Below are 14668 nucleotides of genomic sequence, written 5' to 3'. Positions count from 1 at the left end.
CCGATAGAAGGCCACAAAGCGCAACGGAGGAATCAAGGCATGCCGGACGTCACGATCGTATATTGGCGCGACATTCCTGCACAGGTGATCGTCGGCAAGGGCCGTCGTGGATCCAAACGCCAGTTGCCCGAGCGCTTTGAGCAGGCCATCGACCGCGCCGCCATGAAAGTGGGGGCCGAAGACACCGATGCCTATCTTGCAGAGTGGCGCAAAGCCGATCCCTACGTGGTGGACGGGGAGCCTGACGCCGTGGCCGATGCAGAGGCCGCGCGTCTGGATGCCGACTACGACCGGGACCGGATCAAGGCGCTGATCGCCAACGACGGTTGGGCCTGAGGGCCGCCCCCATGTTCAAGGATAACATCATGTCATTGCTGAACTTTCGCCGCAAGGAAACCCCCGCAGCGCCCGTCGGCAGCCCCGAGGTCGAGGCGTTCCTGCAAGATTATTCCATCGAGGTGATGCCGCGCACCGCCGAGAAGGTCGAGGATTTTCGCGATCTGCTGCCCGCAGGCACCCGCGTCTATATCGCCCATATCGAGGGCACCCCGATCGAGGACATGGTCGCGACGGCAAAGCGCCTGAACGCCGACGGCTACAAGGTCATGCCGCATTTCCCCGCGCGCATCATCAAGGACCGCGCGACGCTGGCGAACTGGATCGCCATGTACCAGGGCGAAGCGGATGTGAAACAGGCGCTGCTGCTGGCCGGTGGTGTCACAACGCCGCACGGTGATTTCAGCGATTCCATGCAGCTGATGGAAACCGGTCTTTTCGACGAAGCGGGGTTCGAGCGTCTGCATGTGGCGGGCCACCCCGAAGGCAACCGCGACATCGACACCGACGGCACCCGCCTGCGGGTGGACGAGGCGCTGCGCTGGAAGAACGATTTCCAGTCCCGCACCGACGCCGAAATGGCCATCGCGACCCAGTTCGCCTTTGAGGCGCAGCCGATCATCGAATGGGCCGACAGCCTGAAATATGCGGGCATCACCCTGCCGATCCACATCGGCATCGCGGGTCCGGCCAAACTTCAGACGCTGATCAAGTTCGCCATCGCCTGTGGGGTGGGCCCGTCGCTGAAGGTCCTGCAGAAACGCGCGATGGATGTGACCAAGCTGCTGCTGCCTTACGAGCCGAACGATGTCGTGACCGAACTGGCCCGTCACAAGGCCGAAAACCCCGATTTCAACATCAGCCACGTGCATTTCTTCCCGCTTGGCGGCATCAAGACCAATGCCAACTGGGCCATCGAGAACGGTGGCACCGCCGCCGTTCCTGCCAACGCCGAATAAAGGACCAATCCATGACCCGTACCGTAGTCGAATCCAAGACCAGGACCGCCATCATCGGCTTTGACGAGCCGTTCTGCGTCATTGGCGAACGGATCAACCCCACGGGCCGCAAGATCCTGTCCGAAGAGCTGGAGCGCGGCGATTTCAGCCGGGTCGAGGCGGACGCGGTCGCACAGACCAACGCGGGCGCCAACATCCTGGACGTGAACTCCGGTGCGGTCTTTTCCAACAAGATGGCCGAAGACCCGCGGTATGCCGACAACAACTTTGTCGAACCGACGCTGATGCCGGAACTCATCGCACGGGTGCAGGCCGTGTCCGATCTGCCGATCTGCATCGACAGCTCGGTCCCCGGTGCGCTGGAAAACGGGCTTGAGGCCTGCGAGGGTCGCCCGCTGCTCAACTCCGTCACCGGCGAGGAAGAGCGTCTGGAGCTGGTGCTGCCACTGGTCAAGAAGTACAACGTGCCCGTGGTTGCGATCTCGAACGACGACACGGGCATTTCGGAAGACCCCGAGGTGCGTTTTGCCGTGGCCAAGAAGATCGTGGAGCGTGCGGCAGATTTCGGCATTCCCGCCCATGACATCGTGGTGGACCCGCTGGTCATGCCGATCGGCGCAATGGCAACCGCGGGCCACCAGGTCTTTACCCTCGTCCGCCGTCTGCGCGAGGAACTGGGCGTGAACACCACCTGCGGTGCGTCCAACATCAGCTTCGGCCTGCCGAACCGGCACGGCATCAACAACGCCTTCCTGCCGATGGCGATGGGGGCCGGCATGACCTCGGCCATCATGAACCCGGTCGCGCTGCCCGTGAACCAGGCCAAGATCGCCGAGAAGAAAGCCGAACTGGACGCTCTTGGCGTGGTGCTGCCCGAAGGCATGGACGACGAAGTCTTCGTGCAGCTTTTCGGGATGGGATCGACCCTGCCCCGTCCCGGCAAGGAGATGGAGGCCATTCGCGCCGCGAACTTCCTGTTCGACCGCGACCCGCATGGCGGCGCCTGGATCGAGTTCAACAAGCAGGCCCCGAAGGCGGGCCAGGAAGGGCGCGGCCGCGCGGGCCGCACCGGTGGTCGCCGCCGCCGCGGCTGAGGCCGCCTTCGCGATGTGACGACAGGGCCCCGGAGGACATCCTCCGGGGCTTTTCTGTTTGCCGTCGTGAAACGCGATTCCTGCCGGGAACGGTAACGCGGAATTAACTCACCGCGCGCTACACGATGCTGACGAAGCTGAAGTGGAGTTGCGTGATGAAGTCTGCCGATCCCCTTTCGGGACTGCATAGCCATGTCTGAGCCGCTGATCCCGGAAAGCCGGTTGAACGTGACACAGGCCGCCAGCCTGCACGCCGCGATGAAGGCGCGGGCGGGTGAGGATCTGACCGTGGATATGCGTCAGGTTGTCCAATTGGGCGCGCTCTGCCTGCAGGTGCTGGTCGCGGCGGGGAAATCCGCCCGCACGGCGGGGGAGACGCTGCAGCTGATCAATGTGTCCGATCAGGTGCTGGCACAGATGAACGTCATGGGCCTGTCGCCCGAAGCCATTGCGGAGGGACGACAATGACCCTTGAAATCCTTGCGGTCGATGACAGCCGCACCATGCGCGACATGATCCGTCTGGCGCTCCTGCCTGCCGGTTTTACCGTACATACCGCCGACGACGGCGTGCACGGGATAGAGGTGCTGGAAGGGATCGAACCAGACGCGATCATCACCGACATCAACATGCCCCGCATGGACGGTTTCGGCTTTATCGACGCGGTGCGCGGCCAGGACCGTCACCGCGCCACGCCGATCCTCGTGCTGACGACAGAGGCCGCGCCGGAACTCAAGCAGCGCGCCCGAACGGCAGGGGCGACAGGCTGGATCGTGAAACCCTTCGACCCGGACAAACTGGTCAAGGCCTTGCAGATGATCGCCAGCTGAGAGGGCAAATGTGATGAGTGATCAAAACGACCCCATGGCGGAAATCCGCGCGTCCTTTTTCATTGAGTGCGAGGAACTGCTCGAAGCCCTTCAGGACGGCCTGCAGATCATGGCCGACGGCGCTGACGACAAAGAGACGATCAATATCGTTTTCCGGGCGGTCCATTCGATCAAGGGCGGCGCGGGGGCATTCGGGCTGGAGTTTCTGGTGCGGTTCGCCCACCGGTACGAAACCGTCCTGGACGAGGTACGCGCCGGACGGCTGAACGTCACGCCCGAGGCGCTCAAGGTGTTTTATCAGGCGGCGGATCATCTTTCCGATCTGGTGCGCGCCAGCCGTGACGGGCTGAGTGAACCCAAGTCGCAGACAGATGCGCTGCTTGCCGCGCTCAACGGTTTTCTGGGTGACGAGGGCCCGGCGGATGAACCGCAGCCGGAGGAAGAGATCGACTTTCAGCCGATGGGCCTGTCGCTCGACCTCGACCTGGGCGACGCTGAGAACGGGCTGCCGGATCTGACGTCGGCGCAGGGCGTGGTTGCCGCCATGAACCGCTATACGATCCGCTTTGCCCCTGCCGCGGAACTGTTCGAGACCGGCAACGACCCTGCGATCCTGCTGCGCAATCTCAGCGCCCTGGGCCACATGGAGGTGCATTGCGACACCGCTGATGTGCCGCCACTGGAAAAGCTCGCGCCGGAGGTGCCGCACCTGGCCTGGCGGATCACGCTTGAGACCGAAGCGGACGACCGCGAAATCGCTTCGGTTTTCGAATTTGTCGAAGGGCTGTGCCATCTGGAGATCGACTCCGAGGCGGACCGGCGCGCGCCGATCGCGCCGGAGCCACCTGAACATCCGGCGGAACCGGCGCAGGAGGTCTCCGATTTTCACACCGTTGAGGTCGAAGCGACACCGGCGCCAGAGGACCCGGTCCCCGAACCGCCGGCCCCATCAGCCGCGATAGAGGGGATGCCGCAACCCATGGCGCCCTCTGCCGCGCCGAAACCGGCCGCGGCGGCCCCCGCCCCCGCGCCGAAGACCATCGTGCGCGTGGATCTGGACCGTATCGAACGGCTTGTAAACCTCGTCGGGGAGCTGGTGATCAACCAGGCCATGTTGAGCCAGAGTCTCGAACATTCGGGCCTGTCGCCGCATTCCGACGCGATGAACGGTCTGGAAGAATTCCAGCGCCTGACCCGCGACATACAGGATTCCGTGATGATGATCCGCGCCCAACCGGTCAAATCCCTGTTCCAGCGCATGTCGCGCATCGTTCGCGAAGCGTCCAGCGCGGTGGACAAGGATGTGCGCCTGATTGTCCAGGGTGAGGATACGGAGGTGGACAAGACCGTGATCGAACGGCTGTCCGACCCGCTGACCCATATGATCCGCAACGCGGTAGACCACGGGTTGGAAAGCCGCGCCGATCGCGCCGCCGCCGGTAAGCCCGAACAGGGCCAGGTCCATCTGACCGCCGCGCACCGCTCCGGCCGGGTGGTGATCGAAATTGCCGACGACGGTGCCGGGATCAACCGGTCCAAGGTGCAACAGCTTGCGATCCAGAAGGGGCTGATCCCGCCGGACGCCGTGCTCAGCGACAGCGAGATAGACAACCTGTTGTTCATGCCGGGATTTTCCACCGCCGAGAAGGTATCGAACCTGTCCGGCCGCGGCGTGGGCATGGATGTGGTGCGCACAGCGATCCAGGCGCTGGGTGGGCGCATCACGACCACATCCCAGCCGGGCGAAGGCACGACATTCTCGATCTCGCTGCCGCTGACGCTTGCCGTGCTCGATGGCATGGTGGTCGAAGTGGCGGGCGAAACCCTTGTCCTGCCGCTCAACGTGGTGGTCGAGACGCTGACGCTGGGGGCGAATGACGTGCAGATGCTGCGTCCGGGCCGGAATGTCGTGCGGGTGCGCAGCGGCTTCGTCCCCTTGCTGGACCTGGGCGGGGCGCTGGGCTATCGCGCGCCGCTGGAGGACTTCACCGGCTGCGTCGTGCTGCTGATCGGGCAGGAGGACGGGACGACTGCCGCCCTGCTGATCGACAACATCGTCGACCAGCGCCAGGTGGTGATCAAAGGCCTGGACGAGAGTTTTCATCGCGCGCCGGGCATCGCCGCCGCCACGATCCTCGGGGACGGACAGATCGCACTGATCCTCGACCCTTCCGACATCATCTCCAACGCCATGTCCGCGCATCTGGCCATGGCCGCCCTGCCCCGCACCGAAGGAGCCACCGCATGACAGACAAGACGTCCCCCAGCAGCATCGAATTGCTGACCTTCCAGCTGGCCGAACAGGAATATTCCATCGACATCATGTCGGTGCGCGAAATCCGGGGTTGGACACGGGCGACCCCCCTGCCACAGGCGCCGCATTACATGAAGGGCGTCATCAACCTGCGCGGTACCGTGCTGCCGGTGATGGACCTGGCAAACCGCCTGGGCCTGCCGCCCCGCACCCAGAGCGACCGCGCGGTCATCATCGTCGTCAAGCACGAAGAAAGCATGACCGGCCTGCTGGTGGACGCGGTATCGGATATCGTGGCGCTGACGTCGGACGACCTGCAGCCGCCGCCCGACGGCTCTGCCGGTGGCGGTGGCGTGGTCAGCGCGCTGACGCTGATCGACGATCGGATGATCCGCGTGCTGGACCTGGGCGCGACGATCGACGTAAGCGAAAGCACTGCCGCATGATCGCCGACCGGCTTGCCTCTTCGACCCTGGACCCGGACAGCTTCCGCGCCATCGCGGAACTGGCCTATCGCGAAAGCGGTCTGACGCTGGCCGACAAGAAGGCCACGATGATCCAGTCGCGGTTGCGTCACCGGTTGCGTGCCCTCGGGCTGCCGGATTTCCCAAGCTATTGCCGATTCATTCAATCTGACCGGGGCCAGGACGAGCACCGCCACCTCATCTCCGCGCTGACGACCAATGTCTCGCATTTCTTTCGCGAGAGCCACCATTTCGACACGCTGCGGGATCTGGTGGCGCAACGCCTGCCGTCCCTGCGCGCGGGCGGCAGCCTGCGGATCTGGTCGGCGGGGTGCTCCAACGGGCAGGAGCCGTTGTCGATCGCGATGACGCTGCTGGATCAGGCGCCGGACATGCACAAGCTCGACCTGCGCATCCTGGCCACCGACATCGACCCCAACGTGGTACGGTTTGCCCGTGCCGGCATCTACCCCGAGCGGCTGATGAACGGCGTGCCGGACGCGATGCGCGCGCGCTACTTCACCGTGCATCAGGACGACAAAGCCGGAGAGCCGTGCTTTGCCGCGCGGCCAGAGCTCAAGGCGCTGATCCGCTACAACCCGCTGAACCTGCTCAAGCCCTGGCCCATGAAAAGCCGTTTCGACGCTATCTTCTGCAGAAACGTGGTGATTTACTTCGATCTGGAAACCCAGTGCACGCTCTGGCCGCGGTTGCACCAGATGCTGCACAAGAACGGCGTCCTGTTTCTGGGCCATTCCGAACGTATCGCCCCGCCCGAAGCTTTCGGCTTTCGTGTGGGCGAACCGACCACCTACCACCCGAACTGACCCCGAAAACCCCGGCGCGATCCGCGCCGCAACCCCTGAGGAATTCGAAATGGCCCTGCGTGACCAACTTCACATCATGGTTGTCGATGACATGTCCACCAGCCGTGGTTTGATCACCCAGGCGCTGGATTCATTCGGGGTGCGCAATGTGTTCACCGCCGACAACGGCAAGCAGGCCCTACAGGCGTTGAGCGTGAAGCCCGTGCATCTGGTGATCTCGGACTACAACATGCCCGAGATGGACGGCCTGAACCTGCTGCATAATCTGCGCGGCACCGCCCGGACCAAGGGGATCGGTTTCATTCTCATCACAGGCCGGGCCGAGCAGCAGATCATCGACCACGGCAAGAAGCTGGGGATGAACAACTACCTCAAGAAACCGTTTGAGCCGTCGGACCTGCGCAAATGTATCGAACAGGTGGTCGGGCGCCTGTAATGCGCGGATCGTCTTCCCCGGATCCGGAGTTCGGTGCAGTGCTGCGCCGCATGTCTGCCCATGTCGAGATGCTGGCGCAGAAGGTTGCGCGCACCGAGGATGCCGTCGGCGATCGCCTGACACTGCATCACGGCGGTGCACAGGGCATATCGGATTTGCAGAACCTCGACTACCTGCGGCAGTCGCTGGAAGATCTGGCCCTGCTGACGGCGGCACTGAGCGACGCGACGGGTCCGGCAGGGTTCAACGGAATGGCGCAGGCGCGTGCTGCGCTGCGGTTGGCGGACACCCGCGCCCTGCTCTGTCCCGGCGCCGGGCCTGCTGGCATGCCTTTTGCCTCCGATCCCGGTGGCGAGGTCGACCTCTTCTAACCAGGGGCTGCCCCCCATTCACAGATGACTTTGCGGGCCTGAAGCGCAGGTTAACGGCGGCAGGCCTCAGAACAGCTCCACATCCTGGGCTGGGGACGTCCGCGCGGCCACCGGCACCACGTCGGGAACGGTGGTGCGCGGTTTGGTTTTCTGCCGGGCAATCCCGCTTGTCGGCAGGAAAACAAGGTGCCGGGCCGTCTCTCCGCCGATAGAGCGGGACAGGCAGGGAATATTCTCGATCTCCAGAAAATCCAGAACGAACCTGGCATTGGCGTTCCCGATATCGGACAGGCCTGACACCATCTTGGCCCCGCCAAACACCTTGGCCTCCATCCGGGATTTCTGTGCCCCCAGCTTGAGCATGTCGTTGATCAGCAATTCCATCGCATTCAGCCCCTCCGGGTCAAAGCGCGCGGTGGAATAAGACGCATTCGGGATGAGGATGTGGTTCATCCCACCCACCCGCGCGACCGGATCGTGCAGGCAGCAGGCCACGCAGGACCCCAGCAGCGTGGATATCACGGCATCCTCCTGCGCCGACACCGCGTGTTCGCCTTGCGTGATGACAATGGGCTTTGCGGTCATGGCCGGTGTCCTGTCTGTTGCGCACGGTGGCGTGCCGCGGCTTCGTTGATCCGGTCGGGCAGCTCCGTCAGGGGGGCCTGGACGAGGGCGGCGCCGGTTTCCCAGGCGACACGCGGCATCCCGTAAACCGTGCTGCTCTGCGCATCCTGGGCAAAGGTGATGGCACCCGCCTCGCGCAGCGCCTTCATCCCGGTGGCGCCGTCGCGGCCCAGTCCCGTCAGGATCGCGGCAATGACGTCCTGGCCATGCGGCGCAGCAGAGGCGAAGAGCCTGTCGACCGACGGAACGTGGCGCGCACCTCCCCGGTCCGGCGTCAGGCGGATTTCCCAGGCCCCTGCCCTGCGGTCGATTTCCGTGTGTTCGCCAAGGGCCGGCGCCAGCACGATCTGCCCGGGTCCGAGGGTCATGCCCGGCTCGGCAAGGCTGACCTGCTGCGCGAACCTGCGGTCGAGGAGTTGGGAGAAACTGACCAGGTAGGTGCCCGGCATGTGCTGTACGATCACGACCGGCGGCCCGGCAGGGTCAAGCCCGTCGATCAGCGTATCCAGCGCGGCCACACCGCCGGTGGAAGCGCCGATCAGGATCAGGGGCCAGCGCCCAAAGGGCGTTGAAGCCGCCCGCACCGGCCCGCCTGTCCGCGGCCGGGACGGCGCCTGCACCTGACTGCAGGCCGCCGCAAAAACCCGGCGCGCGATATTGTCCCGCAGACGCTGATCGGATCCGTTTTCCGGTTTTTCCAGGCAATCCACCGCCCCCAGCATCAACGCGCGGACCGTCGCTTCGGAATTTCCTGTGGTCATGCCGGAAAACATCACGACCGGCAGCGGGTTCAGCCGCATGAGCTTTTCCAGAAAGTTGAGCCCGTCCATGCCGGGCATCTCGATATCCAGGGTGATGACATCGGGGCGGGTCGCCTTGATCACGGCGCGGGCTTCCTGGGCATCGCCCGCCTCGCCCACCACAGCCAGCCTGCGATTGCCCTCCAGCACAACCCTGAGCCACCGCCGCAGGAACACGGAATCGTCGACGATCACCACCCTGCGGGGTCGTGTCAGGTGCGCAGGGTCCGCCCCCGGGGAAAGCGATGGCCCGGTCATGGCCGAGTTCTCCCAAAGATGCGCCTCATGACCATGTCCCGCTGGAAATCAAACATACCCTGCGCGATCCCGGCGGGACCACTGCCCCTCTATGCTCGAATTTCGTGAACAGGTCTTTAAGATGCGAATGAACGCCTTCGCCACCTGCCGCGCCGCGTGAAGGCGGAAACCGGGTGGCGTACCCGGATCGCTTGTGAGACGCTGGCGGCGCTGGAAAACCAAGGGGACCCGAAATGAAACCGGGATGGACCCGGCCCGGCGTGAAAATCGGCGCCGCGCTACGGGCCAGAACCGGCCCCCTCAACAGGACAGGTGACAGATGGAACTGACCGCCAATCCCTTCACCCATGCGCTGGCCGCGAAGGAAAAGCAGCTGGGCTTGTGGATCACCTTGTCCAGCCCCTTCGCAGCCGAGGTCACGGCCCCCGCCGGTTTCGACTGGGTGCTGATCGACATGGAGCACAGCCCCAACGATTACTTCAGTGTTCTGGGTCAGTTGCAGGCCTATGCCGCGACCCCGACGACAGCCATCGTGCGGGTGGAATGGAACGATCCGGTCAAGGTCAAGCGCCTGCTGGATCTGGGCGCCCCCGGTCTGCTTTTCCCCATGATCGAAACGGTCGAAGAGGCTGAAAAGGCGGTCGCGTCCACCCGGTATCCGCCGCGTGGCCTGCGCGGCTACTCCGGCGCGTCGCGGGCGACAAAGTTCGGCAGGATCACCGATTACGCCGCGCGGGTGGAGCAGGAAACGACCGTCCTTCTGCAGGTCGAAACCGCCGCCGCCGTGGACCGTGCAGAGGAGATCGGCGCGGTGGACGGCGTGCACGGGATTTTCTTCGGTCCCGGCGATATCGCCGCCGACATGGGCAAGGTCGGCAGACCGATGGACGAAGACGTCTGGTCGCTGATCCGCCCTGCTGCGGAAAAGTTGATCGCGCAAGGTGTCCCCGTGGGAACATTGGTGCAGGATCCGGCCTTTGCCGCAGACCTGCTTCGTGACGGTTTTTCCTTTGTCGCCTGCGGGACGGATGTGGTTCTTCTGGCCCGTGCGGCGGACGGGCTGCTGGCGGGCATGCGCAAGAGCTTGGAATAGGCGGGGCCGCCCCCGGGGGACGTCACCGGTGACGAGGTGCGGCGGTGCAGACCTGCCGGATCGGACTTGACGCATTGCCCTGAACGGCTTCGGCGGCTGGCGGACGCCGTGGCCAGCCACACAGAGGCAGGCTGTATCGACTGCTTCAGCCCGTCCCGGAAGGATCATTCAGAAATGCAAAAAGATCACTTTTGTCAATGGGTTTCGGAAGCAACTTCACGTTCTTTGCGCGGCAGGCGCGGTCCAGTTCCATGCTCCGGTTGGCCGAGATCAGCCGTGCAGGCACATCACCGTGCATCGCGCGGATGCGGGCAAGCAGGTCGAGGCCCGACATCCCCTCGCCAAGCTGGTAGTCGACCACCAGCGCATCGGGTCTGAGGTCGATGTCCGACAGTAGCTTCAGCGCCTCTTCGCCGTTGCCGGCGTGGATGACCTCTGCGCCCCAGCTTTCCATCATCAACACCAGCGCATTGGTCAGCGCATCGTCGTTCTCGACCAGAAAGACGACATCGCCCTTGCGTGCCAGACCGGCGCTGGCGGTTCGGTCGGGGGCTTCCGGCTCCCGCGCCTTGCCGACGTCGACAATGGGCAGATCCACCTGAAACAGACTGCCCCGCCCCAGGGCAGAGCTGAGCCCCAGCCGGTGGCCCAGCGACGTGCAGGCCCGTTCGACGATGGCCAGACCCAGACCGAGACTATGCTCTGCCTGATCCGCAGAGAGGCGCCGGAATTCGTGAAAGATCGCTTCCTGATCGTCCTCTGCGATGCCTGGGCCGGTGTCCCAGACCTGCACTTGCGCCAGCTCGCCGCGATGACGCACGCCCACCAGAACCTTGCCTGTCTGGGTGTAGCGCACCGCGTTGGAAACGAGGTTCTGCACGATCCGGCGCAGATATCCGGGGTCGCTGCGCACCGACAGGCCGCTCTTTACCACCCGCAGGTCGATGCCCTTGGCCTGTGCCACGGGCGTGAGTTCGTCGCGCAGGGGTCCCAGCACGGCGGCAAGCTTCACCGGCTGGATGTCGAACGTGGGCCGGTGTGCGTCGAGCCGCGAAATGTCCAGCAGCGCCTCGATGATCTGTTCGACGGAGGCAAGCGCGGTTTCCGCCATTTCCACGATTCCGCGCTGGTCGGTGCTCATCACCTGGTCGGACAGCGCCGAGACAAACAGCTTGGCCGCCGACAGCGGCTGCAGCAGGTCGTGGCTTGCCGCTGCGACAAAGCGTGACTTGGACGCGTTGGCGCGTTCCGCCTCGGACAAGGCGATGCCCAGTTCGCGGGTCCGGCTTTGCACACGGCGTTCCAGCATTTCGTTCATCTCCGACAGCGCGCGGGCTGCGGCGCGTTCCGCACTGACGTCGGTAAAGCTGATGACGAAACCACGATCCGGCATTTCCTGCGCAAAGACGCTCAACACCTGCTGTTTCTCCCCCGTCACTTCAAAGGAGATGGGTCTGCGTCCGCTTTCCTGCGCGGCCCAGTCGATCAGCATCTGGCTGCCGAAATGCTCGGGAAAGGACAGTTGCAGGCTCAGCCGTTCCAGCAACACGAGAAAGCCGCGCCCCAGGGCTGCATCCCGCGGGGGCAGGTCCAGCAGGTATTCCATGCGACGGTTCCAACCGATCAGCTTGCGGTCGCGGTTGAAGATGCAGACGCCCTGATCGAGGTGATCCAGCGTGGCGCGCAGGATCTGGGCCTGTTCGTCCCGCAGCTTCTGCCGCTCCTGCCGCTCCAGCCGGATGATGTTGGTGACATCCGTCTGCAGGATCACGGTTCCGCCCCGCGCGGTGCGGTGTTCGCTGACCTGCAACCAGCGGTCATGGGTCAGGCTGACGTTGAAGACCACGTGGTCGTCGCGGTGGCGTCGGTTGCGCTGCCGCGCCCAGCTTTTCGCCGTCATGCCCGGCGGCAGAGACAACATGCGGCTGGCCGAGATCAACCCCACATAGGCGTCAAAGGACAGCCCCTCGTGCAGTTGCCCTTCGATGTCCGACAGATCCCGGCAGAACCGGCTGTTGTACAACACCAGCCGATCCGTCGGATCGAACAGCGCGAAACCTTCGCTGATGGTCTCGATCGCTTCGGTCAGGTTTTCGCGCGCGATGGCGGTTTCGCGGTTGGCCACCTCCAGCCGCGCGTTCGACTCCTGCAGCAGGTCAAGCGTGCGCTCCAGTTCGATGGTCCGTTCGCGCACCTGCACCTCCAGCAGCGCCGCACGTTCGAACTGGGCATAGGCCACGCCGGACTGCTCGTTCTTCTGTTCCACCCGGCGCATCAGGGCCTGGGTGATCTGCAACAGCTTCTCATTCTGGCGTTCAAGCGAATCCGCCGGATTGATCAAGGACACGGTGTCACTCCGTCTCGGTCCCGGGGGCGTAGATCGCAACGCCCGTCATGGTGTGGTTGACGTGTAGCGCGCCGATCTGCTCGCCATAGGTGGAAAAGCCGATGACGCGATGGTCGGACAGGATGCCGGACATGGCATGGGTGGTCTGCATCTGCTCGGCTTCGATCCGGCGCAGGACGCAGTCGCACCCCAGGATGTCCGTCAACGGCCCCGCGTCGGCAAGCTCGTCCAGCTTCCGGCGCAGATGGGCCACCATGTCCTGTGGCTGGGCGAGTGTCAGGACCATCCCCTCGTCAATGGCCGAGAAGAACAAGAGCTCTTCGCCCTCCTTAACCTGCTGGATCGCACGTACGTGGTGATCGCCGCCGATGCGCACGACAACCGGGTGCGAGGCAAAGGTGAACTGATCCAGCTGTTCGGGGTCCTTGCCAACCAGCCGGGCATATTCCCGCGCGGCTGGTTCGGCGTTGATTGACTTGACGATGCGGCGGTCCGGATCGGCCTCGGTGACGACCATCTGGCTTTCGGTGGGGACCAGGTGGTCGATGCTGAAGACCTTTACCCGGAGATCGGACTGCACAAGGGTCAGCACGGCGGCGTTTTCACACGCCCGGCCATTCAGCGCGACGCGGGTGTGGCCAAAGTCCAGGCCGTCGCCCGCCGACCCCCCGAAAAGCGCCATGTCGCGCAAGGCGGGGGCGATGGCGACGGTCAGCATATCCTCGCGCAGCGACAGGCCGTCCACCAGCAGAAAGGCAAAGCCGTGCCGCCTGTCAGGGTTGGCTTGTTGCAGCATCACGCGGTCCAGCGCGATCCGGTCCAGCACGGATTGCGAAGATCGGTCATCCAGGTCCTCGATCAGGATCGACGTGGTGGCGAAATGCGCACGGGGGAAACCGATGGCAATGATCGTGTCACTGGCATAGCCGCCTGCGCCGATTTCTCCTGCCGTGGTGCAGGCGATCACGTCCGCGCCGCCAAAGGCGGCATGCGCTTCGGCCACCAACCGGTCAAAGTCTGCCTTGGCGGAGATGAACAGGGCCACCATCGCCAGCGGTTCTGCGCCCAGATCCTGCGCCAGCTTGGCGACGGGATCGGGATGATCCACACCGACCTGCCCGCGGCGCAACCTGTGCCGTGACTCCGCATGCGGTTCCAGGTCCTGCTGAATGGCCAAATGAAGTCTCCCTCCTGCCAGAATAGAGGGGCTACTCGTCTTTTGGCAACGGGGATGTGAAGCTGGCCTCATGGGCGACGAGCACCGCCTGCGTGCGGCTTTGCACGCCAAGCTTGCGCATGATCGCGGTGACATGTGCCTTGACGGTCGTCTCGGCGATGGACAGGTCGTAGGCGATCTGCTTGTTCAGCTTCCCGGCACAGACCAGTTCCAGAATCCGCGCCTGCTGTTTGGTCAGCGAGCGGAGCCGCCGCAGGTTCTCGGTTTCCGCTGCCGCGGCCTCTCCGGCGACGAAACCGCTGGGGGTGTAGACCTGTCCGGCATTGATGGCGGCGATGGCATCCCTGAAGGTCTCCCTGCGGCTGTGTTTCGGAACGAACCCCGAGGCGCCTGCCGCGATCGCGCCGCTGATCACCGCGTTGTCGGTGACGGATGTGACGATGACCACATGGGCACCGCCCGCCTGCCGCCGAAGCCGCAAGAGCCCGTCCAGGCCGCTGACATCGGGCAGGTTCAGGTCCAGCAATACCAGATCCGGCGGCGCGGACCGCTCAATCTCATCAAGCGCACCGGACAGGGAGTTGGCCGTGCGCACATCCGTGTACTCAGTCACCGACCTCAGCGTCAGCTCCAGCGCATCGCAGAACAGCGGATGGTCGTCGACGATCAGCGCCCAGTTGCTGGATTTCGTGGGGCTGGCCGGCCTGGTCGTCGCGGATGAATAGGCTGTCATGGGGGATACGCTAGCACCAATCGGACACGGCGTATCTAGCCAAAAGGTCTTGGCCCGGACTTCCC

Annotated in this window: 16 protein-coding genes; 11 read left to right on the top strand and 5 right to left on the bottom strand. The window is 64.4% G+C overall.

All coding sequences use genetic code 11. From position 1 onward, the window contains the following. The first annotated feature begins 39 nt into the window (after window positions 1–39). The 10 genes from FIU94_RS14030 to FIU94_RS13985 all read left to right on the top strand — a co-directional run bounded on the left by FIU94_RS14030 (window position 40) and on the right by FIU94_RS13985 (window position 7571). On the top strand, window positions 40–336 hold the full coding sequence (locus tag FIU94_RS14030) for a virulence factor (RefSeq protein WP_152466375.1): 297 nt from the start codon (window positions 40–42) through the stop codon (window positions 334–336). 29 nt (window positions 337–365) lie between these two features. Then, window positions 366–1295, top strand: coding sequence for a methylenetetrahydrofolate reductase (locus tag FIU94_RS14025; protein ID WP_152466374.1), 930 nt, complete (start codon window positions 366–368; stop codon window positions 1293–1295). 11 nt (window positions 1296–1306) lie between these two features. After that, window positions 1307–2389: a methyltetrahydrofolate cobalamin methyltransferase gene (locus FIU94_RS14020; RefSeq protein ID WP_152466373.1), complete on the top strand. Its 1083-nt coding sequence runs from the start codon at window positions 1307–1309 to the stop codon at window positions 2387–2389. A gap of 192 nt (window positions 2390–2581) precedes the next feature. Continuing rightward, window positions 2582–2857, top strand: coding sequence for an STAS domain-containing protein (locus FIU94_RS14015; RefSeq protein ID WP_152466372.1), 276 nt, complete (start codon window positions 2582–2584; stop codon window positions 2855–2857). Then, a complete protein-coding gene (locus FIU94_RS14010; protein ID WP_152466371.1) occupies window positions 2854–3219 on the top strand; it encodes a response regulator in 366 nt (121 codons plus the stop codon). Before FIU94_RS14015 ends, FIU94_RS14010 begins: the two co-directional genes overlap by 4 nt. Window positions 3220–3232: 13 nt before the next feature. Next, window positions 3233–5467, top strand: coding sequence for a chemotaxis protein CheA (locus tag FIU94_RS14005; protein ID WP_152466370.1), 2235 nt, complete (start codon window positions 3233–3235; stop codon window positions 5465–5467). Beyond that, a complete protein-coding gene (locus tag FIU94_RS14000; RefSeq protein WP_152466369.1) occupies window positions 5464–5919 on the top strand; it encodes a chemotaxis protein CheW in 456 nt (151 codons plus the stop codon). Before FIU94_RS14005 ends, FIU94_RS14000 begins: the two co-directional genes overlap by 4 nt. Further along, window positions 5916–6764, top strand: coding sequence for a protein-glutamate O-methyltransferase CheR (locus tag FIU94_RS13995; RefSeq protein ID WP_254702547.1), 849 nt, complete (start codon window positions 5916–5918; stop codon window positions 6762–6764). The genes FIU94_RS14000 and FIU94_RS13995 overlap by 4 nt, the downstream gene beginning before the upstream one ends. Window positions 6765–6813: 49 nt before the next feature. Continuing rightward, window positions 6814–7200 (top strand): response regulator, encoded by a 387-nt coding sequence (locus FIU94_RS13990; RefSeq protein WP_152466368.1) that lies wholly within the window; start codon window positions 6814–6816, stop codon window positions 7198–7200. Then, complete coding sequence (locus FIU94_RS13985) at window positions 7200–7571, top strand: hypothetical protein (RefSeq protein ID WP_152466367.1); 372 nt, start codon at window positions 7200–7202, stop codon at window positions 7569–7571. The genes FIU94_RS13990 and FIU94_RS13985 overlap by 1 nt, the downstream gene beginning before the upstream one ends. A gap of 66 nt (window positions 7572–7637) precedes the next feature. Here the strand turns inward: FIU94_RS13985 and FIU94_RS13980 are convergent, their stop codons facing one another. Next, the gene (locus FIU94_RS13980; RefSeq protein ID WP_152466366.1) at window positions 7638–8156 is read right to left on the bottom strand and encodes a chemotaxis protein CheD; all 519 of its coding nucleotides are present in this window, start codon (window positions 8154–8156) and stop codon (window positions 7638–7640) included. Further along, window positions 8153–9253, bottom strand: a complete 1101-nt coding sequence (gene cheB, locus FIU94_RS13975) for a chemotaxis-specific protein-glutamate methyltransferase CheB (protein ID WP_152466365.1) — start codon at window positions 9251–9253, stop codon at window positions 8153–8155. The genes FIU94_RS13980 and cheB overlap by 4 nt, the downstream gene beginning before the upstream one ends. Window positions 9254–9572: 319 nt before the next feature. On the opposite strand from cheB, the gene FIU94_RS13970 reads away from it, so the two are divergent. Next, window positions 9573–10346, top strand: a complete 774-nt coding sequence (locus FIU94_RS13970; protein ID WP_152466364.1) for an HpcH/HpaI aldolase/citrate lyase family protein — start codon at window positions 9573–9575, stop codon at window positions 10344–10346. 145 nt (window positions 10347–10491) lie between these two features. Here FIU94_RS13970 and FIU94_RS13965 read toward each other — a convergent pair whose 3' ends face one another. The 3 genes from FIU94_RS13965 to FIU94_RS13955 are packed head-to-tail and all read right to left on the bottom strand — an operon-like array spanning window position 10492 to window position 14603. After that, window positions 10492–12693: a PAS-domain containing protein gene (locus FIU94_RS13965; RefSeq protein WP_152466363.1), complete on the bottom strand. Its 2202-nt coding sequence runs from the start codon at window positions 12691–12693 to the stop codon at window positions 10492–10494. A gap of 4 nt (window positions 12694–12697) precedes the next feature. Then, window positions 12698–13870, bottom strand: coding sequence for an FIST N-terminal domain-containing protein (locus FIU94_RS13960; RefSeq protein WP_254702546.1), 1173 nt, complete (start codon window positions 13868–13870; stop codon window positions 12698–12700). 31 nt (window positions 13871–13901) lie between these two features. After that, on the bottom strand, window positions 13902–14603 hold the full coding sequence (locus FIU94_RS13955) for a response regulator transcription factor (protein ID WP_152466362.1): 702 nt from the start codon (window positions 14601–14603) through the stop codon (window positions 13902–13904). Window positions 14604–14668: the final 65 nt, after the last annotated feature.

It is taken from the genome of Sulfitobacter sp. THAF37 (assembly GCF_009363555.1).
GTDB lineage: Bacteria > Pseudomonadota > Alphaproteobacteria > Rhodobacterales > Rhodobacteraceae > Sulfitobacter.
The sequence above is the reverse complement of the archived record's forward strand: the minus strand, read 5'-3'. Positions and strand labels throughout refer to the sequence as shown.